The 25,867-nt window shown below is 51.1% G+C and carries 25 protein-coding genes; 21 read left to right on the top strand and 4 right to left on the bottom strand.

Translation table 11 applies throughout. From position 1 onward, the window contains the following. The first annotated feature begins 21 nt into the window (after positions 1 to 21). Positions 22 to 2,109: an elongation factor G gene (fusA, locus tag ACVB80_RS12075; protein WP_481081533.1), complete on the top strand. Its 2,088-nt coding sequence runs from the start codon at positions 22 to 24 to the stop codon at positions 2,107 to 2,109. 116 nt (positions 2,110 to 2,225) lie between these two features. Here fusA and ACVB80_RS12070 read toward each other — a convergent pair whose 3' ends face one another. Further along, complete coding sequence (locus ACVB80_RS12070; protein WP_481081532.1) at positions 2,226 to 3,146, bottom strand: LysR substrate-binding domain-containing protein; 921 nt, start codon at positions 3,144 to 3,146, stop codon at positions 2,226 to 2,228. A gap of 99 nt (positions 3,147 to 3,245) precedes the next feature. Between ACVB80_RS12070 and ACVB80_RS12065 the strand changes: the two genes are divergently transcribed. Continuing rightward, positions 3,246 to 3,452, top strand: coding sequence for a DUF1127 domain-containing protein (locus ACVB80_RS12065; RefSeq protein WP_481081531.1), 207 nt, complete (start codon positions 3,246 to 3,248; stop codon positions 3,450 to 3,452). Between the two features lie 48 nt (positions 3,453 to 3,500). Here ACVB80_RS12065 and ACVB80_RS12060 read toward each other — a convergent pair whose 3' ends face one another. Continuing rightward, complete coding sequence (locus tag ACVB80_RS12060) at positions 3,501 to 5,186, bottom strand: AMP-binding protein (RefSeq protein WP_481081530.1); 1,686 nt, start codon at positions 5,184 to 5,186, stop codon at positions 3,501 to 3,503. 493 nt (positions 5,187 to 5,679) lie between these two features. Between ACVB80_RS12060 and ACVB80_RS12055 the strand changes: the two genes are divergently transcribed. The 14 genes from ACVB80_RS12055 to ACVB80_RS11990 are packed head-to-tail and all read left to right on the top strand — an operon-like array spanning position 5,680 to position 17,201. Continuing rightward, on the top strand, positions 5,680 to 5,886 hold the full coding sequence (locus tag ACVB80_RS12055) for a Flp family type IVb pilin (protein ID WP_481081529.1): 207 nt from the start codon (positions 5,680 to 5,682) through the stop codon (positions 5,884 to 5,886). 13 nt (positions 5,887 to 5,899) lie between these two features. After that, positions 5,900 to 6,346, top strand: coding sequence for an A24 family peptidase (locus ACVB80_RS12050; protein ID WP_481081528.1), 447 nt, complete (start codon positions 5,900 to 5,902; stop codon positions 6,344 to 6,346). A gap of 24 nt (positions 6,347 to 6,370) precedes the next feature. Further along, a complete protein-coding gene (gene cpaB / locus ACVB80_RS12045) occupies positions 6,371 to 7,186 on the top strand; it encodes a Flp pilus assembly protein CpaB (protein WP_481081527.1) in 816 nt (271 codons plus the stop codon). 10 nt (positions 7,187 to 7,196) lie between these two features. Continuing rightward, a complete protein-coding gene (locus ACVB80_RS12040; protein ID WP_481081526.1) occupies positions 7,197 to 8,522 on the top strand; it encodes a type II and III secretion system protein family protein in 1,326 nt (441 codons plus the stop codon). Positions 8,523 to 8,524: 2 nt separating this feature from the next. Next, positions 8,525 to 9,016, top strand: coding sequence for a hypothetical protein (locus ACVB80_RS12035; RefSeq protein ID WP_481081525.1), 492 nt, complete (start codon positions 8,525 to 8,527; stop codon positions 9,014 to 9,016). A gap of 15 nt (positions 9,017 to 9,031) precedes the next feature. Then, on the top strand, positions 9,032 to 10,264 hold the full coding sequence (locus ACVB80_RS12030; RefSeq protein WP_481081524.1) for a CpaE/TadZ family protein: 1,233 nt from the start codon (positions 9,032 to 9,034) through the stop codon (positions 10,262 to 10,264). A 6-nt stretch (positions 10,265 to 10,270) separates the two neighbouring features. Further along, positions 10,271 to 11,563, top strand: a complete 1,293-nt coding sequence (locus ACVB80_RS12025) for a TadA family conjugal transfer-associated ATPase (RefSeq protein WP_481081523.1) — start codon at positions 10,271 to 10,273, stop codon at positions 11,561 to 11,563. After that, positions 11,563 to 12,477 carry a type II secretion system F family protein gene (locus ACVB80_RS12020; protein ID WP_481081623.1) on the top strand — a complete coding sequence of 305 codons (915 nt, stop codon included), beginning with the start codon at positions 11,563 to 11,565 and terminating at the stop codon, positions 12,475 to 12,477. Before ACVB80_RS12025 ends, ACVB80_RS12020 begins: the two co-directional genes overlap by 1 nt. Then, positions 12,477 to 13,391 carry a type II secretion system F family protein gene (locus ACVB80_RS12015; protein WP_481081522.1) on the top strand — a complete coding sequence of 305 codons (915 nt, stop codon included), beginning with the start codon at positions 12,477 to 12,479 and terminating at the stop codon, positions 13,389 to 13,391. Before ACVB80_RS12020 ends, ACVB80_RS12015 begins: the two co-directional genes overlap by 1 nt. Further along, complete coding sequence (locus ACVB80_RS12010) at positions 13,384 to 14,223, top strand: hypothetical protein (protein WP_481081521.1); 840 nt, start codon at positions 13,384 to 13,386, stop codon at positions 14,221 to 14,223. Before ACVB80_RS12015 ends, ACVB80_RS12010 begins: the two co-directional genes overlap by 8 nt. After that, positions 14,220 to 14,735, top strand: coding sequence for a TadE/TadG family type IV pilus assembly protein (locus tag ACVB80_RS12005; RefSeq protein ID WP_481081520.1), 516 nt, complete (start codon positions 14,220 to 14,222; stop codon positions 14,733 to 14,735). The genes ACVB80_RS12010 and ACVB80_RS12005 overlap by 4 nt, the downstream gene beginning before the upstream one ends. Continuing rightward, the gene (gene tadF / locus ACVB80_RS12000) at positions 14,710 to 15,261 is read left to right on the top strand and encodes a tight adherence pilus pseudopilin TadF (RefSeq protein ID WP_481081519.1); all 552 of its coding nucleotides are present in this window, start codon (positions 14,710 to 14,712) and stop codon (positions 15,259 to 15,261) included. The genes ACVB80_RS12005 and tadF overlap by 26 nt, the downstream gene beginning before the upstream one ends. Positions 15,262 to 15,263: 2 nt before the next feature. Continuing rightward, on the top strand, positions 15,264 to 16,535 hold the full coding sequence (locus tag ACVB80_RS11995; protein WP_481081518.1) for a TadE/TadG family type IV pilus assembly protein: 1,272 nt from the start codon (positions 15,264 to 15,266) through the stop codon (positions 16,533 to 16,535). 21 nt (positions 16,536 to 16,556) lie between these two features. Next, positions 16,557 to 17,201, top strand: coding sequence for an OmpA family protein (locus ACVB80_RS11990; RefSeq protein ID WP_481081517.1), 645 nt, complete (start codon positions 16,557 to 16,559; stop codon positions 17,199 to 17,201). Positions 17,202 to 17,581: 380 nt separating this feature from the next. Here ACVB80_RS11990 and ACVB80_RS11985 read toward each other — a convergent pair whose 3' ends face one another. Beyond that, the gene (locus tag ACVB80_RS11985; RefSeq protein ID WP_481081516.1) at positions 17,582 to 18,736 is read right to left on the bottom strand and encodes an HD domain-containing phosphohydrolase; all 1,155 of its coding nucleotides are present in this window, start codon (positions 18,734 to 18,736) and stop codon (positions 17,582 to 17,584) included. A gap of 204 nt (positions 18,737 to 18,940) precedes the next feature. After that, positions 18,941 to 20,083 (bottom strand): chromate efflux transporter, encoded by a 1,143-nt coding sequence (chrA, locus tag ACVB80_RS11980; protein ID WP_481081515.1) that lies wholly within the window; start codon positions 20,081 to 20,083, stop codon positions 18,941 to 18,943. Positions 20,084 to 20,290: 207 nt separating this feature from the next. Here chrA and ACVB80_RS11975 point away from each other — a divergent pair, with 207 nt between their 5' ends. The 5 genes from ACVB80_RS11975 to ACVB80_RS11955 all read left to right on the top strand — a co-directional run bounded on the left by ACVB80_RS11975 (position 20,291) and on the right by ACVB80_RS11955 (position 25,865). Continuing rightward, the gene (locus ACVB80_RS11975) at positions 20,291 to 21,214 is read left to right on the top strand and encodes a LysR family transcriptional regulator (protein WP_481081514.1); all 924 of its coding nucleotides are present in this window, start codon (positions 20,291 to 20,293) and stop codon (positions 21,212 to 21,214) included. A gap of 142 nt (positions 21,215 to 21,356) precedes the next feature. Then, positions 21,357 to 22,646, top strand: coding sequence for an HD-GYP domain-containing protein (locus ACVB80_RS11970; protein ID WP_481081513.1), 1,290 nt, complete (start codon positions 21,357 to 21,359; stop codon positions 22,644 to 22,646). A 133-nt stretch (positions 22,647 to 22,779) separates the two neighbouring features. Next, positions 22,780 to 23,427 carry a DsbA family oxidoreductase gene (locus ACVB80_RS11965; RefSeq protein ID WP_481081512.1) on the top strand — a complete coding sequence of 216 codons (648 nt, stop codon included), beginning with the start codon at positions 22,780 to 22,782 and terminating at the stop codon, positions 23,425 to 23,427. A gap of 205 nt (positions 23,428 to 23,632) precedes the next feature. Next, positions 23,633 to 24,886, top strand: a complete 1,254-nt coding sequence (locus tag ACVB80_RS11960) for an ABC transporter substrate-binding protein (RefSeq protein ID WP_481081511.1) — start codon at positions 23,633 to 23,635, stop codon at positions 24,884 to 24,886. Between the two features lie 64 nt (positions 24,887 to 24,950). Then, positions 24,951 to 25,865, top strand: a complete 915-nt coding sequence (locus ACVB80_RS11955; protein WP_481081510.1) for a carbohydrate ABC transporter permease — start codon at positions 24,951 to 24,953, stop codon at positions 25,863 to 25,865. Positions 25,866 to 25,867: the final 2 nt, after the last annotated feature.

The raw sequence follows: 25,867 nt of genomic DNA, 5'->3' as shown, positions 1-25,867 counted from the left end.
CCTTATTAACAGAGTAAGACAATGGCAGATTTATCGAAATACAGAAACATTGGTATTTTCGCGCACGTTGATGCGGGTAAAACCACTACCACTGAGCGTATCCTTAAGCTAACGGGTCAGATCCACAAAACTGGTGAGGTTCACGATGGTGAATCTACTACTGACTTCATGGAGCAGGAAGCTGAGCGTGGTATTACAATTCAGTCAGCTGCTGTAAGTTGTTTCTGGAACGATCACCGTCTGAACGTTATCGATACTCCTGGACACGTTGACTTCACCGTAGAAGTTTACCGTTCTCTGAAAGTACTAGATGGTGGTATCGGTGTATTCTGTGGTTCTGGTGGTGTTGAGCCTCAGTCAGAAACAAACTGGCGTTACGCGAACGAATCAGAAGTTGCACGTCTGATCTTCGTAAACAAGCTGGACCGTATGGGCGCAGACTTCTTCAACGTTGTTGATCAGGTGAAGAACGTTCTTGGCGCTAACCCACTGGTAATGACCCTGCCAATCGGTCGTGAAGACGACTTCGTTGGTGTTGTAGACGTACTGAACCGTCAGGCGTACGTTTGGGACGACACTGGTCTGCCAGAAAACTACGAAATTAAAGAAGTTCCTGCGGACATGGTTGACGACATGGAACAGTACCGTGAAGAGCTGGTTGAGTCTGCTGTAGAGCAGGACGAAGAGCTGATGATGGCTTACATGGAAGGCGAAGAGCCGACTGTTGAGCAGTTGAAAGCTTGTATCCGTAAAGGTACCCGTGACCTGGCGTTCTTCCCTACTTTCTGTGGTTCTGCATTCAAAAACAAAGGTATGCAGCTGATCCTGGACGCAGTAGTAGACTACCTGCCTTCTCCAACTGAAGTTGATCCTCAGCCACTGACTGACAAAGAAACTGGTGAGCCAACTGGCGAAGTTGCAACTGTATCTGCAGACGAGCCACTGCGTGCGCTTGCATTTAAGATTATGGACGACCGTTTCGGCGCCCTGACCTTCATCCGTATCTACTCAGGTGTAATGAGCAAGGGTGACACCATCCTGAACGCTGCAACTGGTAAAACTGAGCGTATCGGCCGTATGGTTGAGATGCAGGCGGACGAGCGTAACGAACTGACTACTGCACAAGCGGGTGACATCATCGCTGTTGTTGGTATGAAGAACGTTCAGACTGGTCACACTCTGTGTGATCCTAAGCACGAATGTACTCTGGAACCAATGATCTTCCCAGAACCAGTAATCTCTATCGCTGTAGCGCCTAAAGATAAAGGTTCTACTGAGAAGATGGGTATCGCTATCGGTAAGATGGTTGCAGAAGATCCATCATTCCAGGTTGAGACTGACGAAGATTCAGGCGAAACCATCCTGAAAGGTATGGGTGAACTTCACCTGGACATCAAGGTAGACATCCTGAAGCGTACTTACGGCGTTGAGCTGGAAGTTGGTGCTCCACAGGTAGCTTACCGTGAAACCATCACTCAGGCTGTTGAAGACAGCTACACCCACAAGAAGCAGTCTGGTGGTTCTGGTCAGTTCGGTAAGATCGACTACCGCATCAAGCCAGGCGAGCCAAACTCTGGCTTCACTTTCTCTTCAACTGTTGTTGGCGGTAACGTTCCTAAGGAATTCTGGCCTGCAATCGAGAAAGGCTTCGCGGGCATGATGGAGAACGGTGTTCTTGCTGGCTTCCCAACTCTGGACGTTGAAGTAGAACTGTTCGACGGTGGCTTCCACGCAGTTGACTCATCTGCAATCGCATTTGAAATCGCAGCGAAAGGCGCATTCCGTCAGTCTATGCCAAAAGCTGGCCCTCAGCTTCTTGAGCCAATCATGCACGTAGACGTGTTCACTCCAGACGATCACGTTGGTGACGTTATTGGTGACCTGAACCGTCGTCGCGGTATGATCAAAGATCAGCAAGCTGGTGCTACTGGTGTTCGTATCAAGGCAAACGTACCTCTGTCTGAGATGTTTGGCTACATCGGTCACCTGCGTACTATTACTTCTGGCCGTGGTCAGTTCTCTATGGAGTTCGATCACTACGCTGCATGTCCAGCAAACGTTGCTGAAGAAGTAATCGCAGAGCAAAAAGCTCGCAACGAGAAGAAATAATTACATTTCTTTAAGTTGATAAAAAACCGCCGGTCTTTCCGGCGGTTTTTTTATGCGTCAGAAACGAGATGTTAAGAGGCGGGAAGCGGGATAGTGCCGCCCAGAGCCATGAGCTTTTACACTTCAATCAGTTCCAGATCTCCGGGCATGTGAGCCTGAAACAGCTGTATCTCCTGCTGCAGCCAGCTGGCAAACTGCTGGATTTTTTCCCGTTTTAAATAACCTTCCGGCGCGCACAGGTAGTAACTGTAGTGCGATTTACACGCCAGATTTCCAATCCGGACCAGTTTGCCTTCCTGAATATAACGGTAAGCCAGGCTGTGACGGACCAGTGCAATCCCCTGTACGGCCAGCGCTCCTTCCAAAACAAAATGTGCCCCATTGTACTTCAGGGCGGGTTTACCCGGTCTGGCGCCGATGGACTCCAGCCAGCGGCTCCAGTCCATATCCGGCCAGAAATCTTCGATAAGGTCAGCCATATACAGGTCATGAACGCCGCGGATGTTGTGCTGCTTCAGGTAAAGCGGGTGACAGGCCGGATAGAGCATCTCTTCCATCAGCAGGATGCTCTCTATTCCATGGTAATCCCCGGGGCCGTAACGGACACAGATATCAACCGCATCCCCCTGAAAGTCGACCAGGGTGTTTGTGGGCTCGATGAGCAGTGACATTTCCGGGTGAAGGTCGCGAAAACCCTGAATGCGGGGAACCAGCCAGTGCTGAGCGAAAGAAGGCAGGGTCGATATAGCAAGCCGGTTTGGTTCGGGGTCCTTATTCAGCATGCGTATGCCGTTTTGCAGTTCAGTAAATCCTTTTTGTGCCGCCTGAAAGAGGATCTGACCCTCTTTGGTCAGGGTGACCCTGCGATGCTGGCGTAAAAAAAGGTCACAGCTAAGCCACTCTTCAAGTTGCCGGATCTGCTGGCTGATTGCTGCCGGAGAAACGAAAAGCTCTTCTGCCGCACGTTTGAAGCTGCCGGTCTGGGCGGCGGTGCAGAAATAGTATAACGCCTGAAGTGGTGGGAGTTTTTCTCTCACTTAAGTTTTCCTTAACTAAGTGTTAATAGGTATCGTTTGTGACATTTGTTGCCCTGATGGATTATGAGCCGTGAAGAGGTTAATAATCAAGGGGGATGTATGAATGAGATCATAATCAAACGCCGGCGGCATCTGCGCCGTGGGGCATTGGACTGGATTAAGAATTTCTATGCTTTGCTTCAGCAGTGGAACCAGAACAGCCGTACCCGTCGTGATTTGTCAGCGTTGTCTGAGCATCAGTTGAGGGATATCGGAGTGGAAAAGGATCAGGTCCGGGACGATTACCGCCAATCGTTCATAAAATAAAAAAAAGCCACCGACAGACACCGGTGGCTTTCTTTCTGTTTTAAGTGTCTATTCTTCCCATACTACCAGCTTGCCAGCTGGCCAGTTTGCGCCCACATCGTGATATTTTTTCTCCAGCACATGACGTTTAATTTTCAGTGTCGGTGTCAGGATGCCATTGTCTATCGTCCATGGGTCTTTGATCATCAGTACCCCTTTGATCTTCTCGTGAGACTCCAGCTCATTGTTGATCCGGTTGATGACTTTCACCGTGGTGCGTTCATAGCGGGCCGGGTCGAAGTTCGGGAAATCATGCGGCACTACCAGCAGGATTGGGCCCGGAAGACCGGAGCCGATCAGGCACATCATTTCTACCCGGCTGTACTCAAAGATTTTTTTCTCAATCGGAACCGGGGAGACAAACTTACCTTTGGCGGTCTTGAAGGTGTCTTTTTTGCGCCCTTCAATGGTCAGGTAACCTTCTGAGTCGAGTGAGCCAATGTCACCGGTGTGCAGCCAGCCGTCTTCGGTAAAGCTCTCTTTGGTCGCTTCATCGTTCTTATAGTAGCCGGCAAACAGCCCGCCTCCGCGTACCAGGATTTCGCAGTCATCGGCGATCTTCAGTTCAATGCCTGGTCCTGCGTTACCCACAGTACCGATTTTATCCGCGCGGAACGGGTGATTAAGGGTGCTGTAAGCGAAGGATTCGGTCATCCCCCAGGCTTCGGTAATGTTCAGCCCAACAGAGTGGTACCACTCCAGCAGGGAAGGGGAGACAGGTGCACTACCACACCCCAGTACCCGCGCCTGATCGAGGCCAAGGCCATCGGCGAGTTTTCTCTTAATCAGACTGTTTACGAAGGGGATCTTAAGCAGGATGTTGAGTTTTTTCTGTGGCAGCTTATCCAGAATACGTTGCTGGAACAGGGTCCACAGACGCGGCACCGATATAAACAGCGTTGGGCGGTGCATTTTTACATCTTCAATAAAGGTGTCGAGTGACTCCGGGAAAGCGGTTTGAACCCCACCCTGAACTGAGGAGCCAAAGATGTAGACACGCTCAGTAATATGGGCCAGCGGCAGGTAAGAGAACAGGCGGTCGTTTTTCTCAATGCCGATATGTTCAATCAGACGCTGTACAGACCAGCTGAACGCTCCGTAGGTCAGCATGGCGCCTTTGGGTACACCAGAGGTGCCGGAAGTGTACACCAGCGACATCAGCTTATCATCGTGGTGCTGAGGGCGTTCTGTGCTGGGCTCTGAACTCTCTGTCAGGGAAGTAAAACGGTACTGACATTCCGGTGCGCTGTCGTAGGGCAGTGAGATAGTGATTAAATCCGGCAGATCAGCCATTACCTGCCTGGTCGCGCTGGCATCATCCAGTTTGCCGGCGATCAGTACCTTACTTTCACTGTGGGTCAGACAGTATTCGATGGTTTCGGCACCGGCGGTCGGGAAAACAGGCACGCTGACATAGTCACCAAGCATCAGCGCCAGATCGGTAATAAACCATTCGGCGCAGTTTTTGGAGATAAGCGCTATACGATCGCCCGGCTTAAGGCCGAGGTTGCGCAGTGCCGTGACAAGTCGCAGCGCCTTGTCTGCAACGTCAGCGTAGGTGAACTCAACAAACTGACGGTTGATGATCTGGCGCAACCATACATCATCAGGCCGCTGTTCAGCCCAGCGCAGGATCATCTCATTAGGGGGAGGCAGAGAGCATTTTTGGGTTGCCATTGGTTGAGGCTGGTTCATCGCGTGACTCCGTATCGTTATTTTCTTTGTTATCACAATGTTAAATTTACGTGATCCGCAAGATTGTCGTCAATACAAACTTAGCCCAGCCCGCTCAGTTTTGCTTTCGCGGTCACGGGTTTTTCTCTGTTACCACTCATCTTTGCCGGGCAGGGTTCTGTTTAAATAATTAAATAAAAAAAAGACCGACTTGAAAATTGCCAGATAAATCATTGCTATGAGGTAAATATGGAAAATAATCTGGTTTCAGTAAGTGATGCGTTTATCAATTGGCTCGCTATTTTTACAAAACCGGCTTATAGATATAATTGTTATTAAAGGTAATTAATTAACTTTGGGTTTTGTTTTGAGTGGGGAGTGAGTCTGCCATTTTCTGGTCATTTTCAGGCTAAAAAAACGAAAAAAAGTTTGAACTCCGTCATATTGCCAACTAGCTTTAAATTAGGTGTTGACATGCGTATTGTTCAACACGGGCTGATAAATGGAGTTTGTTATGAACACTTATACCTTCCAATACATTCGTGCACTTTGCACCCGCTTTATTAAAGACGAACGCGGCGTGACCGCCATTGAATATGCCATTATCGCTGTAGCTATCTCAGCTATCGTGTTGGCGGTATTCAGTGATGCTGGTGGTGTTAAAGCAGCGTTGACAAACGCAATGACTGCAATTAGTGGCAATATTAATGCTGCTAACTAAACACCAGTGAAGCATGATCTATGTTGAGCAATTGGATTACCTGAATGCTTTGATCGCGGCTGTACTGTTAATACTGCTGGCCTATATCTGTTATACCGATTTTCGGTACAGACGAATAGAGAATAAAGTTTTGTTGTTACTCATTTTTTTCTCTGTGGCTCGCAGTGTTTACAGCGGCAATTATATGTCACTGTTATTCGCGTGTGCTTTCCTGGTCGGCGGGGCGGTTATATTGCGCCCGTTTTTAGCACCTGGTGACATAAAGCTTTTGGCTGTGCTGGCTTCACTTATCCTGCCTGGCTTTTGGGCGGTCTTTTTCTGGCTTACCCTCTTTCTTGGCGGAGTGCTGGCGGTGCTCTATCTGATTTTCTCAACGCGTCATCATATAAGGGAGCGAGGCTTACCTTATGGGGTCCCTATCTGTATCAGTGGCTACATAGGCATTCTTGCGTCCCTGTAATCCTGCCAGCCTTTTGGGGGGAACATGAGTCTGAGAATACTAATCCCTGTAGCATTGATCGCAGTGGGTGCTGGTCTGTACGGTTTGTCCGGGCGCTATCTTGGTGAGACCCAGTCTCAGCAACAGCCTGAAGCACAGCCGGAGGAAGTAACCGAAAGCCTGGTGGCTGTTCAGTTGCTTGGCCGGGATATTGCTGCCGGAGATCTGCTCACCGAAGACGATCTTGTACCTGCACAGCTTAAAGAGTCCGAAGCCAGGGCCCAGGGCTATACCGCAGATCCGGAAAAAGCCTTTTTCAGTTATGAAGTGGGTATGGCGGCCAGAAAGGACCTGACCAAGGGGCAGATGGCGTCAAATCACATCTTCGTTGCCCCGGAAGATATCGATTATCTGGAAACCGTTATTGAGCAGGATATGGTTCCGTATCCGCTTAAAGTGGAAGCGCAGTCGCTGATTGGTGGCCTGATCACTCACGGTACCCGGGTCGATATTATTGCCCTTTCTTCTATCGAACAGAACCTCGCTAATGAATCACGGGTTGGCAGTTTCCAAAGCGTCTCTATTTCACCGGTTTTGATGGGCGTTCGTGTGCTTAAAGTGGACAAGCAAACCCTTGCTGCTACCAAGAACCGTGCTGAAGTAACAGAAACCAGCCTGATCCTTGAGCTCACCCGCAAGCAGGTCGCCACACTCTCCATCGCCAGAAACATTGCGCAGATAGAAGTGCATAAATCAGTTGGCCAGCAGGAAGCCGGGCAGCTGAATGCGAACTCCGGGGATGTTCTTCCTACTTATCGCGCCATCAAGGAATATCGCGCGGCTGAGATGACGATCAAGTAAAGGAGTACCTATGAATAACTTAATAAAACTGGTACTGGCTTTATCTGTGGCGCTGATGAGTTCAGTCGCACTGGCTGCCAGGATCACCAATCTGGCAGAAGGCGATGCAGCGACTTTTGTGGTTAAAGAGTCCATTGGTTCGGTGTTTATCTCCAATCCGGTCATTGCGGACTACCAGGTTATCGATAAGAACAAAGTCGTGGTTTACGGTAAAGAGGTCGGTAACGCGGCATTTCTGGTCTTCGATGAAGAAGGCAAGACGCTTATTTCCCGCAAACTGGTGGTGAACAAGAGCCTGGTGCACATTCAGCAACAGATCCAGCTGCGCTACCCTCAGTCCGATGTGACCATCTTCAACCTGGCAGAGCAAGCCGTGCTCAGTGGTACCGTCTCTACGGTTGAAGAGCGGGAAGGCATCTACAACCTGGTGGGTGAACTGCTGGGTAAGGAAGCCGAGATCCATGATATCTACTGGAAGTTGGGTACCGAAACTTACAACATGGATTTCATGCGCCGTTATCGCTACCAGGGCATCGTAAACAATATCGAAGTGGTCGCCACCAAGCAGGTGAATGTCAAAATCACCATCGCTGAAGTGTCCCACACCTTTATGGAAGACTTTGGGATCCAAATCGGAACAAACGGCTATGGCGCGGGTATATTTGTCGACCAGTTAACCAACATCAGTCCGGATGACATCATTTCAATTATCACCGCAATAGGTGATGACAATGTGGGTCAGGTGTTGTCTGAGCCAAACCTGTCCGTGATTTCCGGTGAAACCGCCAGCTTCCTGGTGGGTGGTGAAATTCCGGTAGTGACCATCGTCGATGGTGGTACCAACGTTTTCTACCGCGAGTTTGGTATTCGTCTCGAACTGATGGCCAAAGTGCTGCGTGATGACAAGATCAAACTGTCTCTGATGCCGGAAGTCAGCTCGCTGGATAACCAGTACGCCAATGACACCTATAACCTGCCGTCACTTAAAACCCGCCGTGCACGTACCACCATCGAACTCGGTGATGGCCAGAGCTTTGTTCTGGGCGGCCTGCTGAATACGGAAGACCGGGAAGCGCTGCGCCGTATCCCGTTTATTGGTGATGTGCCGGTATTGGGTGCCCTTTTCCGGCATACCAGTACAGTGCGTTCAAAAACTGAATTGATCATCGTTGCCACGGTGAATCTGATTGAGCCGGTTCATCCATCCCAGATCCAGCTGCCGACCATGGAACGCACTTCGACCCTTGGCCGTTGGTTTGCTATCGATGCCAGTTATCCAAAAGCTGCTGAGCAGTGGTTGCAGCAGGTACTGGCTACAGGAGGGTTCAAGCAATGAGAGTGACCTGTTTACTGATTATGGCCGCGTTTTTGGGCGGCTGTGCTGAAACCATCGCAGAGCGCCAACCGGTCGAAATTGATGTCGTGCCTGTGTACTACTCAGTGGAAGTGAAACTGAAAAAACTGGGTGAAAAAGGGGCCCGTCCGTATCTGGATAAGTTTGTTGAGCAGCACTGGAACCTGATTGCCAGTCAGCCGGTAGAACTTAACTGGACGACCAAAGCCGGTAAGAAAATGGCCGAGAGCTATAAAAAACAACTGGTGGCACTGGGTGTGGCTCAGTCAAACCTGCTGATAGCACCGGTTACTGAGCCGGATGCCGATAAGGCATTTGATCTGCAACTGCGCACCTCCAGACACCATGCTGTTATGCCACTGTGTGGCTACTACCGGCTGGGTACCTGGGGCAGGGGCACGGATGGCTGTTTTGCTGAATCTGCACGCTGGTTGTCTATGTCTAATCCACACAAAGCATTGTCCGGCAAAGACTGATACAGGGAGAGTGAAATGTTTGATCTTGTTGATGTCCTGAAGAAAACAGAAAAAACGGGTTCGACCGACAAAGCGGATATTACTTCGGTTCTCTTTTATCAGACCGAACAGTGTCGCTCCATGGTTAAAGAGGCGTATAACTTCGAAGGCCTGATGCCTCCGGTGATAAGCCAGAACACCGATGAACTGATCTCTGAGCACGTCCGCGGCGGTAACGTTGAAATCATTATTATCGAACTCAATCAGAGCGAGAACGTGACCCACGATGCCGAGCGGATAAGTCACCTGTTGCCGAATGATGCCTCTGTGGTGATCGTCGGCAGTGAAGACGCTATCTCCACCATTCGTAACCTTAAACGGCTCGGCTTTTATTACCTGTTCTGGCCGGTGAACAAAGAAGAGATGATCGACTTTGTGAAAGGGGTACACGAGAACCGCAAACGGGAAGCCGGGATAGGTAAACGGCGTAAAGCCAAGCAGATCAGTTTTGTCGGCAGTAAAGGCGGTGTGGGTACCACCCTGCTGGCGGCTGAAGTTGGTGTGCTGCTTTCCTCGGAAAAACATGCCTCCTGCATTGTGGTGGATAACGCCTATCACGGCGGTAACCTCGACATAATGATGGGTATGCAGAAGTTTGAGAAGAGTGAGATCCGCCCCGGTTCACTGGCGACCAATCTGGATAACACCTCTGCCCAGAGCCTGCTGAAAAAGCGCAACAGTATGCTGTCGGTGCTCTCTCTGACTTCCCATGAGCTGTCTACTATGGATATCAAAGAGTTCAGCAAGTCGGTAATGGAGCAGCTGTCTGAAGACGCCAACTTTATGGTAGAGGACTTCTCCTCGAACGCCTGCCTGTTACATGGTCTGCCCGAAATATCGGAGATTTCAGACATTATAGTGCTGGTGTTCAGCCCTTCGGTCGCGTCACTGCGCGAAGCGGCGAGGATGAAAAAGCAGATAGAAGAGTGTCCGCATAAGGAGGCGCTGAAGCTGATCCTTGCGATGAACCATGTTCAGCCTGAAGGCGTGGCCACCATTGACCAGGCGGAAGCCGAGCGTTATCTGAACAAACCGATAGATATCGTGATTCCGTATATCAAGAAGCTTGATGCGCTGTTACTGGAAAACAAACGCCTGCACCTGATGCGCGGTAAACCAAAAAGCATGATGCACAAGCTGGCCTCAATGATCCTCGGTGAAGAGGAAAATCTCAGACAGGGCTTTCATCTTCCATTTGGCAAAAGGTAGTGACCTATGAATGGGGCGAAGGAAATTTACAAAGGATTGCGCCGGCAGATATTTGATGCACTGGATCCGGATGCAATCGACAAGCTGACCGATGACCAGCTCGGGGCGCAGTTGGGTAAAGCGATCGACATGCTGGTTGAGCGCGAGGGGCTGCCGGTACCGGCGGTACTGCGTAATGACTTCGTCAAAAACCTGATTGATGAGCTGCACGGTCTGGGGCCCCTGCAGAGCCTGATGGATGACGAGACCATCACGGATATCATGATCAACGGCCATGAGCAGGTCTACATCGAGCGCAACGGTCTGGTAGAACAGGCGGACGTCAATTTTATTGATGAAAGTCAGCTGATGGAAATTGCCAAACGTATCGCATCCCGCATCGGTCGCCGGGTGGATGAATCCCAGCCAATGTGTGACGCCCGTCTGGCGGACGGCAGCCGGGTTAATATCGTCATTCCTCCTATTGCAATTGACGGCACCTCGGTCTCCATCCGTAAATTCAAAAAACACGCAATTAACTTCGAAAAGCTGGTGGACTTTGGTGCCATGAGCTACGAGATGGCGGAGCTTCTGAAAATCGCCTCCCGTTGCCGGCTGAACATCCTGATTTCCGGGGGTACCGGTTCCGGTAAAACCACCATGCTCAATGCCCTGTCCCAGTTTATCTCCAACAAAGAACGGATAGTGACCATTGAGGATGCGGCGGAACTGCGTTTGCAGCAGCCGCACGTGGTGCGCCTTGAAACCCGGACTGCGGGTATTGAGAACACCGGTGCTGTGCATCAGCGGGATCTGGTGATCAACGCCCTGCGTATGCGTCCCGACCGTATCATCGTGGGTGAGTGTCGTGGCGGGGAAGCGTTTGAGATGCTGCAGGCGATGAATACCGGTCACGATGGCTCCATGTCTACCCTGCACGCCAACTCCCCCCGGGATGCTATGGCGCGTGTGGAAGCCATGGTTATGATGGCCACCAACAACCTGCCACTGGAAGCGATTCGCCGGACGATTGTGAGTGCGGTAGATATCATTATTCAGATCAGTCGTTTGCACGATGGTAGCCGTAAGGTGATGAGTATTACCGAAGTGGTCGGCCTTGAGGGTTCAAATGTAGTAATGGAAGAGCTTTACCGGTTCAAGCCTTCGTATACCAGTGCCAATGCGAGCAAAGTAGAAGGGAACTTTGTGACTGCTGGCCTGATGAAACGCTCGATCCTGGTTGAGAAAGCAAGGTTCTTTGGTCTGGAACAGCAGCTGGAAGCGGCGTTCCAGGTTGGATTGGGAGCAGCACAACGATGATGATTTATCTGGTACTGGCTGGTGGCGGAATCGGGCTCTTATTGGTGGCGTTGATGACGCGCAAGCCAAAGCATACTTATATGCAGGAATTTAATAAGACCATCCGGGTAGACTCGCTGGCCAGTGACCAGGCGGTGAACTATGAATCCCTGTCTGACAAGACGCTTGCTCAGAAAATCCGGGAGAACTGGATCAACGTAAATAAACATCTGGGCAGCTTCTCTCTGCTGAAAATCATTGGTTACTGCATCCTGCTCTACATTATTGGTATCGAAATCAATGACCGCTTTATTCGTGGTAATCAGATTTTCGTCTCCGGCCTGGTCGAAGCGATTGGTCTGTTCTGGGGTTACAACTGGATTCAGGCACGGGCGCAGAAGCAGTTTGAAGAGAGTTTCCCGGATGCGCTGAACATGCTGGCCAGTGCGGTCTCAGCTGGTGAAAGTATCATGCATGCTATCTCTTATGTGGGTAAATCCCTTGACGGCGATGTGGGCGTAGAGTTTAAAAACATGGGTGACCGTCTGCAGATGGGTGAATCGCCGGAAGATGTGTTCCGCAAGTCATGCCAGCGTTTCCCATACCCGTCGTTTCAGTTTTTCATCATTACCCTGAGGGCAAACCTGCACCGGGGGGGCCAGCTGAAAGATGTCATGACCCGGCTCAACCGGCTGATGTTTGACGCCAGGGCAATTGAGAAGAAAAAACTGGCCCTGACGTCAGAGGCCCGGGCCTCGGCCAAAATCGTTGCATCCATCCCGTTTATTTTCCTGTTTATCCTGCAGTACATCAGTCCGGATAACTACGAATACGTGATGTTCAATGAAGCCGGCCGGCCGATTCTGTATTATATGCTGACCAGTGAGTTCATCGGTATCTCCATCGTCTGGGGTCTGATGAGGGGGGTTCGCTGATGGATATGCTCAATACCGTGCTTGAATTTCTGGCTCGCCCGGCAGTGCAGTTTCTGCTGTTGCTGTGGATATTTGTTGTGCTGGTGGCAACCGCTGTTTACTACCTTATCGACTACTACCGGCGTAAGAATTATCTGCGCAAGTTCGGCCTGAGCACTAAGGAATATAAGCCGAAAATTAACTATGTTGAGCTGGTTACTGAGCTCATCAATAAAGTGTTCAGTGGCTCAAGCACCAGCGCCGCAGATAAGTTCCTTGCAGCCGGTGTGTATAACACCCAGTTCGCATCCTGGCTGCAGCCGATCAAATATATTCTGGCCTTTCTTGGAGCTGCCGGTATTGGTTACTACGGCTACCGCTTTGAGTGGGAGATGATGGACTTCATCACCTATATCGCGATCTGGATGATCGTGGCGGTTCTGCTGCCGGACTTTTATCTCTCGATGCGGACCAAAAACCTGCAGCAAAAAATTTCCAACCGTCTCCCTTACCTGCTCGATTTGATGGGTGTGTGTGTTCAGACCGGTATGACCATCGAGTCCGCTATGGGGTATCTGGCTAATGAGATGGAGAACTTTGATAAAGACCTGGCTTTCCTGCTCAAACGAACCAATGACCGGGCGAGGCTGGTGGGGCTGGATGTAGCCCTGCAGGAGTTGTATGACCGCGTTCCGACGACTGAGGTGCGTAGTTTTGTGATGACCCTGAACCAGAGTCTGCAATACGGTTCATCGATTTATCACGTTCTTACCACCCTGGCTGTGGACATTCGTGAAGTGCAGATGCTGGGCCTGGAAGAGAAAATTGGTAAGTTGGCGGCGAAAATGTCCATACCGCTGATCCTGTTCATTATGTTGCCGATTGTGATTTTGATTACGGCACCCGGAATTATGAGGATGTTGGGCAGTGCGTAAATTTATCTTAGTTTCCCTGATGGGATGGTTACTTGCAGGCTGCGCCGCCGGTATTGATTCTGCGGCGGAAGACCAGGTGTTGCAGGCTACGTTTGAATCAAAAGAGCACCTGTTGCTCCAGACCGGAAATCATACCGAGCTTATACGGCTGTATAAGCAGGAGCTGAGCAAAAATGACAGCAACGAGCTCAGAGCCCGGTTAATTGAGCAGTACATCCTGGCCAAAGACTATGAATCTGCTGAGTTTCAGCTGGGCACCCTGGGTAAAGAGTTTGTTGCTACGGCACACGGGCGCTATCTGAGTGCCAGGGTTCACTATGCCCAGCAGCAGTATGAGCAGGCACACGCGGCAGCAGAGCTGGCATTGTCGCTGGAGCCGGAGAGTTCAGACTCACACAACCTGATGGGGCTGATTTGCGCCCAGCAGATGGATTTTCACAATGCCCGTTACCACTTTTATCAGGCGCGGCGTTATTTTCATGACGATGTGATTATTAAGAACAATCTGGCCGTTATCGACCTGATCCTCGGCGACTACCAGTCGGTGGTAGACAAGCTGACACCGTTGCATCTGAGTGGTCAGGCCGATCAGCAGGTGACAGTGAACCTGGCGATGGCGCACGCCAATCTTGGTCAGTTTGATGAGGTCAAAGAGTTGCTTGGGAAGCAATATACCGAAGAGCAGCTGGAGTTGATTTATCACGGTTTGCGGACTGTGCATTCTCCGGTAGCGCAGCAGTATGAGCTGGAAGAACCCCTGGTCGTTACTCCTCCGGTGACAGCCGGTAAACGACCGGAGGCACCAGGCGGGCAGGGTGAGGTGATGCCATGAACAGATATTGGACTGGCGGACAACGATTTGGATGCAGGCGAAACCGTGGTGTCGCTACAGTAGAGTTCGCCCTTGGGTTTATGTTGTTCTGGCTGTTGATCGTCGCCTGGGTAGAGATAAGCATCATGTCCTATATCTCTGCCATCAGTGACCTGGCGATTTCAGAGGCGTCCCGGGCCGCTAAAAAAGAGACTCAGACCTATCTCACTGCGTTTTATCAGGTGCTGAACGACAGCGACAGTATCTGGAAAAATGTAGTGGATAAGAACAATTTCACCGCCACGGTGCAGTTTGTTGGTTCAATGAATGAGCTGATGAACGTGACGGATACCTGTGTACCTGACAGCGGTGCCCAAACGGCCAGCTGTGGTGTGGAGCAGGGGAGTGCCATTGCGATTTACTCCATAACCTATGACTTTGAGACGGTATTTACCTTCTTTCTTGATGAGTCGGTCTTTTCACGGGAAGTGATAGTGGTGCAGGAATATGAAAGAGATCAGTTCCAGATGTAAACAGCGCGGGCTGTTCATGATCGAATTTGCCGTCGTGGGCCTGATGATGAGCCTGCTGATGGTGTTCAGTGGCGACCTGATCATCAAGCTTTCTACTCAGGGTAAGCTTGACCGCCTGTCATTTTCTGCTGCCAGTATGCTTAAAGAACGTACCCAGCTATACGGTGGTGAGTTTGTCATGCTGGGTTCTGAAGCCGATGCTATTGCCACTATCGTTACCGCATCGCTTAACCGGACGATGAACTCGTTTGAGGCCAGTCGCCTGGGCATCATTATTGAGGAACAGACATACAATGATAACCGCTCAGCCAGACCATTGGTGACCTATCAGCGCGGTGCGCAGACCTGTGCGATGGAGCAGACGCTGGCTGATCTGAGATCGGATCTTGCAGTGGTGACAACATGGGGCCGGATGACCAGCCTCTACCGGGTAACCCTGTGTTACGAAACCGATAACATGATTGGGGGACTGCTGGGGCTGGATTACACCACAGTAACCTCAAGCTCCGTACTGTTGGGGAGGTAGTTATGAGCCACCACAGACAAATTAACCGACAGCGTGGCCACGCGGCCATACTGTTTGCCATGATCGTACCGGTACTGTTCGGTCTGTTCAGTATCGCAACCGATGGCGCAAGAATGCTGCAGTCCAAAGCCAGGATGGAAGACAGCCTGGAGGCAGCAAGCCTGGCCGTTGCGGCGCACAATGACGATAACGAAGACGATGGTACTGGTGCAGGCAGCGCAGTAAATCAGGCCATTGTCCGATCCTGGGTCGATGCTTATCTCGGTGACGCCAACTCTATCTATGACATTCAGATAACCAAACTGAACTGTGAGCAAATCCCTGACTGTGCCGAAGGACTGGCGTCTGGCGATGTTCGTTTTTTCCAGTTTGAAGTAACGGCGTCAACCAACCACAGCACCTGGTTCCAGGGGGATCTGGCGGTTGCGGATAAAACATTCGATGTGGCGGCAACTGGGGTATCACGTAAGTTCCAGAATCACGCTGTGGATGTCGCCTTTGTGTCTGACTTTTCCGGCTCAATGGATAACGGCTGGAGCGGTGGCAGTAAAGCTAAGTATGCGGATCTGATTGACGTGATTGACCTTGTAACGGTTGAACTGCAAAAGTTCAATAACCTTGAAAACGTTCCGGATAATACGGTTTCGTTTATTGGTTTCAATAATATGGTGAACCAGGTTGGCGGTGACGGTGGTACCGGAACCTGTTATGTGGATCAGCTCTACTGGAGTGGTTCAAATGTGAACTACTCAAGGACGATATCGAATATTTTCGTGGTGAAAACCGGCTGTGATTATAACAGTCGTGCCGGTAGCTCAGATTTTAATGATATTACCCCAACTACGGATTTTCGTAAGTTTAACCGGACGGTTTCAAGGTTTGAGCCCGGGGGCTGGACGGCTTCCTTCCAGGGCATTATGCGCGGTGCTCAGATGCTGAATATGGGCAGTAATCCAAGGCGTCTGATGATAGTGCTCTCTGATGGAGCGGATTACGGCTCCAGCAACAGGTCGATATCCAATACTCTGGTGAGTACGTATGGCATGTGTAACGAGATCCGCACTTTTCTGGATTCCCTGGTCGTCGGGGAAGGAGAAGAGCAAACCGCAGTGAAGTCCAAAATAGCGGTTATCGGATTTGATTACGATGTGGACAGCAACGCCGCGCTGCAAAACTGCGCCGGGGTGGGTAATGTCTACAAAGCAGAAAACAAGCAGGACATTCTTAACCGGATTCTCGAATTGATCAGTGAAGAGATCGGTCACCTGAAATAGAACGAATAAGGAACCGAAGCGATGAAAAACAAATTAGCGATGTGGTTTTTGATAAGCTGCCAGGGATCGGCGGCGCCTTTTGCCATGGCTGCCCAGGATGTGAATCAGTCTCTTGAGCAGTACTGTAATGCTCCTAATGCGGAATATCGCCAGACGGTGACTCTTGGTGAGCCCCGCACTGTGGTGCTGAAAACCGGCCAGTTCTACCAGCTGGAAAAACCGAGCGACTATAAAGCCACGGTAGAGTACATTTCTGACGGGCTGGTTGAGCTTGGCCTGAGTTCAGAATGCGCTGAGTACCTGATGACCAAAGCTAAAGTCGCAACCGGTGGCGGGGATGTGTATGCCCGGGTCTACTTTGATTTTGATAAGTATGTGCTGACCAAAAACTCCCGCTATGTGCTGAACTCTGTCACCCAAAGGCTGAAAGAGCAGCCAACGGATCTGATCGTTGAAGGCCATGCCGATGCGATCGGGACTCACAGTTACAACTTCACCCTTGGTTTGAAACGCTCGCAGAAAGTGGTGGAATACCTTAAGCAGAAAGGCGTGGATCCTAAGCAACTGGTTGCGATTTCCAAAGGAGAAAAACAGCCAATTGCGACCAACGATACCGCCTCTGGCCGGGCGAAAAACCGCCGGGTGGATTTGTTAGACAGTGAGTAAATAATAAGCGTTCATAACGCAGCCCATAATTTATGAGCCGGTTGTCTTTGCCGGCTCTTTTTTTATTCTGGTACTGGGTACTGGGTACTGGGTACTGGGTACTGGGTACTGGGTACTGGGTACTGGGTACTGGGTACTGGGTACTGGGACGTGGTTTGAGGAACTTCAAGGGACTCGTTCCCACGCTCTGCGTGGGAAAGCATACCAGAGTATAAGGCTGGCACGGCTTCTGAGTTTTGCAGATGACGTATTATTGTTAAAGGAGCACCAGTGCAGGTATTTCCACTGAGAACCATGGGAACAGTCTGAGTGGGAATGGGCGACAGACAAGCGTTAAAAAGCCGGTGTGTTAAACCGGCTTTATTCATTTATGGGTGGTGCTACATCCAGTTTTCCCGCGGGTCCTGCTCGGGGTAACGGTTCAGCACATCATCAATGTAGTCCTGATGGTCCCGCAGTACATTCACGCAATGGCCATCGAGTTTGCCCATCGCGACCATTTTCTCCATTTCCAGCAGTGCGGCCGGAACGCTCCAGGCCTGCTGGTAAGGGCGGTGGCTGGTCAGGGCATCGAAGATGTTGGCAACCGCTACGATGCGCGCAGAAAGCGGGATCTGCTCTCCGGAAAGACCGTTAGGATATCCGCTGCCGTCCAGGAACTCGTGGTGACAGGTCAGGATATCCCGCAGGGTCTGAACACACTGATGACTGGGTGAACCCAGTTTGGTCAGTATCCCTTCGATGATCATGACCCCTTTCTCGATATGGCTCTGCATGATGCGGCGCTCCTGATCGGTCAGCGGAGTCGGTTTCAGCAGTATCATATCCGGGATAGTGATCTTGCCGATATCATGCAGGCGGGAGAACAGGTGAATGTGCTCAATGGTTTCACTGTCGAGCTGGAATACCTGGGCCAGGTCCTGGGCGATCAGATGGGCAAACAGGCTGATACGTGATACATGACGGGCAGAATCCTGGCTGCTGGCGCTGGGGTAGCGCTCTTTGGCCATTTCGGCGGACTCAATAATCGAATGAACCAGCGAATACTCTTCGCTTATCAGCGCTTTGACCTGTTCACAGAAAGGCTGCAGCTCTTCCTGAACCTCCTGGTTAAAAACATTGGTCTCAAATGAGTTGAAATTAACAAAGCCGATAAACGCCTGCTGGTGGTAGCAGGGCACGGAGTAAGAGGACATGTAACCCTGTTCAACCAGCCACTGGGAGTAGCTGCGGACATCGTTATCTGACGTGGACAGGTTATCAATAATACGGACGCTGTGGCTTTCAGCGCATTTTTTCAGATGCGGGCAGTGTTCAAGGTGCATAGGATTGAACGTTCCGCGCGGGGATTCGCTCACTTCGCTGGCCGCATAGATGCGCAGCATATCCAGGTGAGAGTCATACAGGCTGAAAGAGACGCGATCCACGTTCGGCTGATATTCACGTATTGAGTGGTGAATATCATAAAGACGCCGGTTAAGTGAACTCATCTTGTTTGGAAATGAGTGGAATACCTGTGCTTGTTGACTAAACATGTCCCGATCCTCAGCCATGAGTCTCCCCCGTTATGGAAGTGAGCTTAATACCAATCCCACTTCACAGCCCCGGGGTCGATGTTCCGCATTCGTATACCCGCTTATCGCAGGTACATTCTTACCCAATAAGTGTAGGAGAGCCTGGTGCATTTTGCTCAAAAATAGCGCGAAAAAATGCACTAACTCATGGCTGAGTGATCTGTATCAAATCCAGCTCATCAGAGCGCAGCTGAGGACAAAGAACCCGACCAGAGTCAGGATGGAGACTTTGCGTTGTTTCAGCAGGAAAAATCCCGCCAGAACCAGCGCCATATCCAGCCCGCCAGTGACCGCGCCGGTAAATACCGGATCGTACAGGGCTGCGATAAGCAAACCGACCACCGCCGCATTAACCCCGGATACTGCTCCCGCCAGACCCGGTTTGGCTGCCAGCGCCTGCCAGTTGTTTAAAACGCCAAGCAGCAGCAGGAAACCCGGCAGAAATACTGCCAGGGTGGCTATCACAGCACCAGCAACAGGGCTGCCAGGCAGAAGGTGAAAGCCGATGTAGGTGGCAAAAGTAAACATAGGACCTGGCACGGCCTGTGCGGCGGCATAACCGGTCAGGAACTGGTCCTGAGTGAGTTGGTCACCCACGATATTTTGCAGCAGAGGCAGAACTACATGGCCACCACCAAACACCAGGCTGCCGGCCTGAAAGAAGTCGCTGAACAGAGCCAGCGGTCCGTTCTGACCTGCGATAAGTGGCAGTCCGAATAGCAGAGCAGCAAACAGGCCAAGCGGAAGCCAGTGGAAGCGGAAAGGCTGTGTTTTACTCTCTGACTCACTTTGTAGCCATTTCAGACCAGCGAGAGCCGCTGCGATTAGCACCAGGATCTGCGTAATTAGTCCCGGGGCGATCAGCAGGGCTGAAGCGGTCAGCAGGCAGAGGGCGACTCTGAGCTGAGTCTGGCAGAAGTTTTTATACATCCCTATTACCGCATCCGCGACCACCACCACAGCCAGCAGTTTCAGGCCATGAATGATACTGATAAACAGGGGCGTGTCCGTTACCTGGCTGCTGACCAGTGCCAGTGTCAGCATCATCAGTACAGATGGCAGGGTAAACCCGGCAAATGCCGCAACAGCCCCGGTCAGGCCGCCGCGCTTATACCCAAGTGCAAACCCCACCTGGCTTGAGCCCGGGCCGGGCAAAAACTGGCTCAGCGCTACAAGCTGAGCGTATTCCTCATCACTCAGCCAGCCCCGCTGCTCCACAAATGCTTTACGAAAATACCCGATATGCGCCGCCGGCCCGCCAAAACTGACCCAGCCAAGGGCAAAGAAGATTTTAAAAACTGACCACATGAACTCATTCTCAATTAGGGTTTGAGAGCACTTTAAAAGGGAGGTGAGAATTACTCAAATTGATAGATTTGATTGGGGCTATGAATTAAAATAATTCGGTTCTCGGTTCTCGGTTCTCGGTTCTCGGTTCTCGGTTCTCGGTTCTCGGTTCTCGGTTCTCGGTTCTCGGTTCTCGGTTCTCAAACCATCATTAGTATGAGGTTCCCCATGCTCCCCGCTTCTGTTCCCTGGAAATCTGTCGACCTGAATCTGCTGGTCGCTTTTGCTGCTCTTTATGAATGCCGCAGTGTGACGCTGGCGGCGGAGAAGACGTTTGTCAGCCAGTCGGCGATGAGTCACAGTCTTGGCCGGCTTCGGCAGTTGTTTGATGATCCGCTGTTTGAGCGCCAGGGGAATGTGATGGAACCGACCGAGCGGGCGCATGAGCTGGCTAAGATGGCGCAAAGCGTGCTGGATCAGATCAGTAATGAGCTCTCTGCCGGACGGGAGTTTGACCCACAGCATTACACCGGGGTGTGCCGGATAGGGCTGAGTGATTACGCCGAGTTTATTTTTGCCCCTGAGATCTTTGACCGTATCAGCCGTGAAGCGCCTGGCTGTCAGGTGTCGTTTATCAACGTAAACCGCAGTAATTACCTGCAGCGCGCTGAAAAGGAGAAGCTGGACCTGATCATCGGCAGCTTTGACCAGCTCGACCCAAGATTTGAACTGCAGCCCCTCTATACCGAGCAACATGTTTGTCTGTATGACCCGCAAAAAGTCTCCTTCTCCAGCCCGGTGACGCTTGAAGAGTACACCCGTTATCCGCATGCACTGGTCAGTGCCGATGGCAGCCTGGTCTCCGGTGTCGACGGGCTGTTAAGTGCGCTGGGTACGGAGCGTCAGGTCAGGGTAGCTGCCGGGCATTTTTTCACTGTTCGCAGGCTGCTGACTTCCCGCTCTATGCTGGCGGTGGTACCAGCACGAATGGCACGGCTGGACTTTGCTGATGGCCTAAGCTGTACCCGTCCACCAGTTCCGGTGCCAGATTTCGAAATAAGTCTGGTCTGGCGCAGGCAAAATGGCACAAAGGATAAGCATAACTGGTTGAAAAAATTGGTGGCTGAAACTTGCTCTGCCTCAAAAGGATAAGTTAGTAACAAAATTGTAACTAATTTCCTGGCAGAGCCTGTTGCTGAACTATACTTAAAATATAAAACTGACTGCACTGATAATAATGTTATAAAAAACAACGCAGTGAGGCCGCAGCAACGTGACAGGGTTAGGAGAGAAGATGGACGCATTAAACCGTGAACATCTGGCTACCTTCAGGGTAGATTTGCGCCATGGCCTGATTTGGGTCGCCAGGGCGCTGGATTACGTGGGAGTGGATGACGTCTATCATTCGCACCGCGTCGCGTATATAGCTTACCAGTGCGCGCGGCGTCTGGGCTGGCCGGAAGAGAAAACCCAGCAGGCGTTTTTTGGTGGCCTGATCCACGATTGTGGGGTGTCCGAATCCCGCGAGCACCTCCGGCTTATTAAAGATATGACCCCGCAAAATGCAGAGGCGCACTGTATCCGGGGGTATAAATCCCTGCGCAGCTGCCCGGTACTGAGACGTTTTGCAACGGTTGTCCGGTATCACCACACCCACTGGGATGAGCTCCAGAATCTGGATCTGAGTCAGGATGACAGAGATCTGGCCGCGCTTGTCTTTCTTGCTGACCGGGTAGACTTCCTCCGTGCCCGCTATATCTCTGACTGCCACGCCGACATGGTGACCCTGCACGAGGAGATGATAGCTGAAAACGTGATGGCTTATTCCGGCAGCCTGTTCCAGCCTGAGATGGCTTTGGCAATGTGCGACCTTATCTGTACCGATGGTTTCTGGTTTGCCATGGACTCAGACAACATTGAAGAAATTGGCCTGCGGTTTGAAAGCCGGTTCTGGCTCGATCAGGTTTTGTCGGTGGATGACCTGATCCATTTGGGTATTTTTCTGGCGCGTATTGTTGATGCCAAAAGTCCTTTTACCTATCAGCACTCACTTAAAGTGGCTGAGTTGTCGCGCTATATCGCCGACAAACTTGATCTGCCACTGCTTGAGCAGAAGATGATCTTTATCGCCGGACTGGTACACGATATTGGCAAGCTGAAAACCCCCGATGAGATCCTGCACAAACCCGGCAAACTGGATGAAAGTGAGTATGTACGGATCAAACGTCACACCATAGATACCGAGCTGGCACTGAACAAGGTGTTCCCAAACAGTAAAATCTGCGAATGGGCATCCAATCATCACGAGCGCCTCGATGGTTCGGGTTACCCTAACCGCAAAACTCACAGTGAACTGGATGTGCCGTCACGGATAGTGGCGATGGCGGATGTCTTTCAGGCGCTCTCTCAGGACAGGCCGTATCGGGGCAGGATGAGCCTTGATGAAATGCTTGCGATCATGGAAGAGATGGTCACCAGAGGGCAGCTCGACAGGCATATATTTGCGCTAATCTCTGAGCTGGGGCATGAGATGTATCAGATCTCCACCGATTCATGCGCCATGCCTGTCAGTGTTTCCTGTTAAGCCTGGCCCGGTAACCTGCCGCCAGGCATTTCTGGCGCAGGATCCCTTTTTTTTCTTTATTATTCTTAATCATAGTAAGAATGGGGTAGAGTAGTGGGCAGATTATTTTTTTGCTGCTGCCCGAGGAGATCCCATGCCCCGCGTTGAACTGGAATTTATCGCTGATGTTACCTGCCCGTGGTGCTATATCGGATTTGGTCATCTTAAATCCGCACTGGAGCAACTGTCCGGCGAAATCAGTTACCAGCTCAGCTGGCACCCGTTTGAGATCAACCTCGACCTGCCTGAGCAGGGTGTTCCGCTGGATCTGTTTCTGGCCAAACGTTATGGCATGGATGAAGCGGCTATTGAGCAGCAGTACGCCGGCCTGGCTGCACAGGCCACAGCTGCTGGCCTTGCGATGAATCTTAATCACCAGTCACGTATCTATAATACCCGCGCTGCGCACAAGCTGCTGCTCCGGGCAGCAGAGAGCGGGCAGCAAACCGCACTGAAGCAGGCTCTGTTTGAAGCCTATTTTGTCCGCGGTCAGGCGCTGGATGAAACTCCGGTATTGCTGGAGTGCGCCGCAAACGCAGGCCTGCCGGCAACAGAGGCAGAAGAGGTGCTTGAAAGCCCGCAATGGACAGAGAAAGTCCACGAGGCTGAACTGCAGTGGTTATCGCTTGGTGTGCATGCCGTTCCTGCGCTGGTCGTTAACCAGCAGCACCTGATCAGTGGTCTTCAGCCGGTGGAAACTCTGGTAGAAGCGCTAAGGGATCTCGCAGAAACTCCCTCCTGAATGTAATTGTTTTCATCAAAATGGCAGTCATTCATCATGTGAATGACTGTTGTTTTGGTGATCCTTTAGACACTTTTCACTTCCTGATAACTTTGTCGGCTGAAAAATGTGCAGAAACTCAAGTTTTCTCCGCTGGCTGAATGGTAACCTCTTTTATGTAAACGTTTCCACTACGTAAAACCCTATACATAAAAGAGATAACAATATGAAAAAAGCATTGCTACAAGGAATGATTGCTGCATCTGTGGGCTTCGCTTGCTACGCACAGGCTGCAGAGGAAGTAACGGTTTGGGCATGGGATCCAAACTTCAATGTTGCCATCATGGAAGAAGCGGCTGCCCGCTACGAAGCAGCGCATCCTAGTGTAGACATCAAAGTGGTCGATTTCGCGAAAGATGACATCGAGAAGAAGTTGCACACTATGCTCGCTTCAGGCGTGACCTCCTCGCTGCCGGATGTGGTTCTCATCGAAGACTACAACGCGCAGAAATATCTGCTCTCTTACCCTGGTTCATTTGCCCCGATGACCAGCGCTGTTGATTACAGCAAATTTGCCCCGTATAAAGTGGACGTAATGACGGTGAATGGCGAAGTTTATGGCCTGCCGTTTGATACGGGTGTAACCGGTATGTACTACCGCAGTGACCTGCTGAAAGAGGCCGGTTACAGCGAAAAAGATCTTGAGAACATCACCTGGGATAAGTTCATCGAGATCGGTAAAGCGGTCAAAGCTAAAACCGGCAAGTATATGCTGGGTAACAACCCGTCTGACCTTGGCCTGCTGCGCGTCATGCTTCAGTCCACCGGCCAGTGGTACTTTAAGCCAGACGGCAGCCTGAACATTTCAGACAACCCTGGCCTGTCTGAGTCCCTTCGCGTTTACCGTGACCTGCATACTGCAGGTATCGTTCTGCCAACTGTTGGCTGGTCTGAGTGGGTGGGCAGCGCTAACAACGGTTCCGTAGCTTCAATTACCACCGGCGTGTGGATCACCGCATCGGTCAAAGCCGGTGAAAACCAGCAGGGCAAGTGGATGCTGGCACCAACGCCGCGTATCGACATCAAAGGTGGTGTGAACAGCTCAAACCTGGGCGGTTCAAGCTGGTATGTCATGAGCACTTCCAAAGAGAAAGAGCAGGCGATCAACTTCCTGAAAGAGACCTTTGGTTCTGACGTGGACTTCTACCAGGAAATCCTGAAGAAGCAGGGTGCGGTAGGTTCATTTATTCCGGCAGGCCAGACCCCGGCTTACCAGTATGAAGATGCTTTCTTTAACAATCAGCGTATCTACGCCAAGTTCAACAAATGGGCGACCGAGATCCCGGCGGTGAACTACGGTATGTTCACCTATGAAGTGGATGCGGCGCTGGCTGCGCAGATGCCATCCATCATTCAGGGCGCACCTATCAATAAAGTGCTCGCCAGTGTTGAGCAGCAACTGAAATACCAAATCCAATAACCTCCGACACAAGCCGGGCCGTGCGCCCGGCTGACCCTTCGTTTGCAAATCTGGTGAGGCCGATATGGAATTAGCAGCAGAAAAATCCAGAGAGCATAAAAGCAATAAAAACTCATTCCAGCGCTTTTATGACATCAACGGCTGGGCATTTGTATTGCCTGCGGTTGGCCTGGTTGCCCTGTTTATGATTTACCCGATCCTCAATTCATTGTGGATCTCAATGCACTCCGGTCGCGGAGTGATCATGGAGTTTGTTGGTTTTGGCAATATCGAGCGTCTGTTTCACGACCCGGTATTTCTCAAAGCCCTGTCGAACACCTTTATTTTCCTGATCGTCCAGGTGCCGATCATGATCTTCCTGTCACTGATGCTGTCATCGTGCCTGAACTCGCCGAACCTTAAGTTCCGCGGCCTGTTCCGCCTGGCGATCTTCCTGCCGTGTGTGACTTCACTGGTGGCATACTCGATTCTGTTCAAGAGTATGTTTGCTTACGACGGCATCGTGAACTCATTTCTGATGTGGAGCGGGATTGTGTCTGATCCCATCCCCTGGATGGCAGACCCTTTCTGGGCCAAGGTGACGATTATCATCGCCATTACCTGGCGCTGGACCGGTTACAACATGATCTTCTTCCTCTCTGCAATGCAGAATATCGATAAGTCGATCTACGAGGCGGCGCGTATTGAGGGCGTCAGTCCGGTGAAGCAGTTCTTCTTTATTACAGTGCCGCTGCTCAAACCGGTGATTCTGTTTACCACCGTGATGTCGACTATCGGTACCCTGCAGCTGTTTGATGAGGTGATGAACATTACCCTCGGCGGACCGGCCAATGAGACCCTGACTCTGTCGATGTACATCTACAACCTGTCGTTCAAGTTTGTGCCTAACTTTGGTTACGCTGCGACGGTCTCTTACGTCATCGTGTTCTTTGCCGCCATTCTGGCGCTGCTGCAGTTCCGGATTGCTAAGGATAAATAATC

Source organism: Vibrio sp. 9-16B-A1, from assembly GCF_056726165.1.
Note: the sequence above shows the minus strand (reverse complement) of the source record. Positions and strands in the feature narration are given on the sequence as shown.

Bases quoted from the DNA above. Each gene is read 5' to 3' on its own strand.
- fusA (WP_481081533.1), top strand. From the start codon at position 22: ATGGCAGATTTATCGAAATACAGAAACATTGGTATTTTCGCGCACGTT.
- ACVB80_RS12065 (WP_481081531.1), top strand. From the start codon at position 3,246: ATGAATGAGATCATAATCAAACGCCGGCGGCATCTGCGCCGTGGGGCA.
- ACVB80_RS12060 (WP_481081530.1), bottom strand. From the start codon at position 5,186: ATGAACCAGCCTCAACCAATGGCAACCCAAAAATGCTCTCTGCCTCCC.
- ACVB80_RS12055 (WP_481081529.1), top strand. From the start codon at position 5,680: ATGAACACTTATACCTTCCAATACATTCGTGCACTTTGCACCCGCTTT.
- ACVB80_RS12050 (WP_481081528.1), top strand. From the start codon at position 5,900: ATGATCTATGTTGAGCAATTGGATTACCTGAATGCTTTGATCGCGGCT.
- cpaB (WP_481081527.1), top strand. From the start codon at position 6,371: ATGAGTCTGAGAATACTAATCCCTGTAGCATTGATCGCAGTGGGTGCT.
- ACVB80_RS12040 (WP_481081526.1), top strand. From the start codon at position 7,197: ATGAATAACTTAATAAAACTGGTACTGGCTTTATCTGTGGCGCTGATG.
- ACVB80_RS12030 (WP_481081524.1), top strand. From the start codon at position 9,032: ATGTTTGATCTTGTTGATGTCCTGAAGAAAACAGAAAAAACGGGTTCG.
- ACVB80_RS12025 (WP_481081523.1), top strand. From the start codon at position 10,271: ATGAATGGGGCGAAGGAAATTTACAAAGGATTGCGCCGGCAGATATTT.
- ACVB80_RS12020 (WP_481081623.1), top strand. From the start codon at position 11,563: ATGATTTATCTGGTACTGGCTGGTGGCGGAATCGGGCTCTTATTGGTG.
- ACVB80_RS12015 (WP_481081522.1), top strand. From the start codon at position 12,477: ATGGATATGCTCAATACCGTGCTTGAATTTCTGGCTCGCCCGGCAGTG.
- ACVB80_RS12005 (WP_481081520.1), top strand. From the start codon at position 14,220: ATGAACAGATATTGGACTGGCGGACAACGATTTGGATGCAGGCGAAAC.
- tadF (WP_481081519.1), top strand. From the start codon at position 14,710: ATGAAAGAGATCAGTTCCAGATGTAAACAGCGCGGGCTGTTCATGATC.
- ACVB80_RS11995 (WP_481081518.1), top strand. From the start codon at position 15,264: ATGAGCCACCACAGACAAATTAACCGACAGCGTGGCCACGCGGCCATA.
- ACVB80_RS11990 (WP_481081517.1), top strand. From the start codon at position 16,557: ATGAAAAACAAATTAGCGATGTGGTTTTTGATAAGCTGCCAGGGATCG.
- ACVB80_RS11985 (WP_481081516.1), bottom strand. From the start codon at position 18,736: ATGTTTAGTCAACAAGCACAGGTATTCCACTCATTTCCAAACAAGATG.
- chrA (WP_481081515.1), bottom strand. From the start codon at position 20,083: ATGTGGTCAGTTTTTAAAATCTTCTTTGCCCTTGGCTGGGTCAGTTTT.
- ACVB80_RS11975 (WP_481081514.1), top strand. From the start codon at position 20,291: ATGCTCCCCGCTTCTGTTCCCTGGAAATCTGTCGACCTGAATCTGCTG.
- ACVB80_RS11970 (WP_481081513.1), top strand. From the start codon at position 21,357: ATGGACGCATTAAACCGTGAACATCTGGCTACCTTCAGGGTAGATTTG.
- ACVB80_RS11965 (WP_481081512.1), top strand. From the start codon at position 22,780: ATGCCCCGCGTTGAACTGGAATTTATCGCTGATGTTACCTGCCCGTGG.
- ACVB80_RS11960 (WP_481081511.1), top strand. From the start codon at position 23,633: ATGAAAAAAGCATTGCTACAAGGAATGATTGCTGCATCTGTGGGCTTC.
- ACVB80_RS11955 (WP_481081510.1), top strand. From the start codon at position 24,951: ATGGAATTAGCAGCAGAAAAATCCAGAGAGCATAAAAGCAATAAAAAC.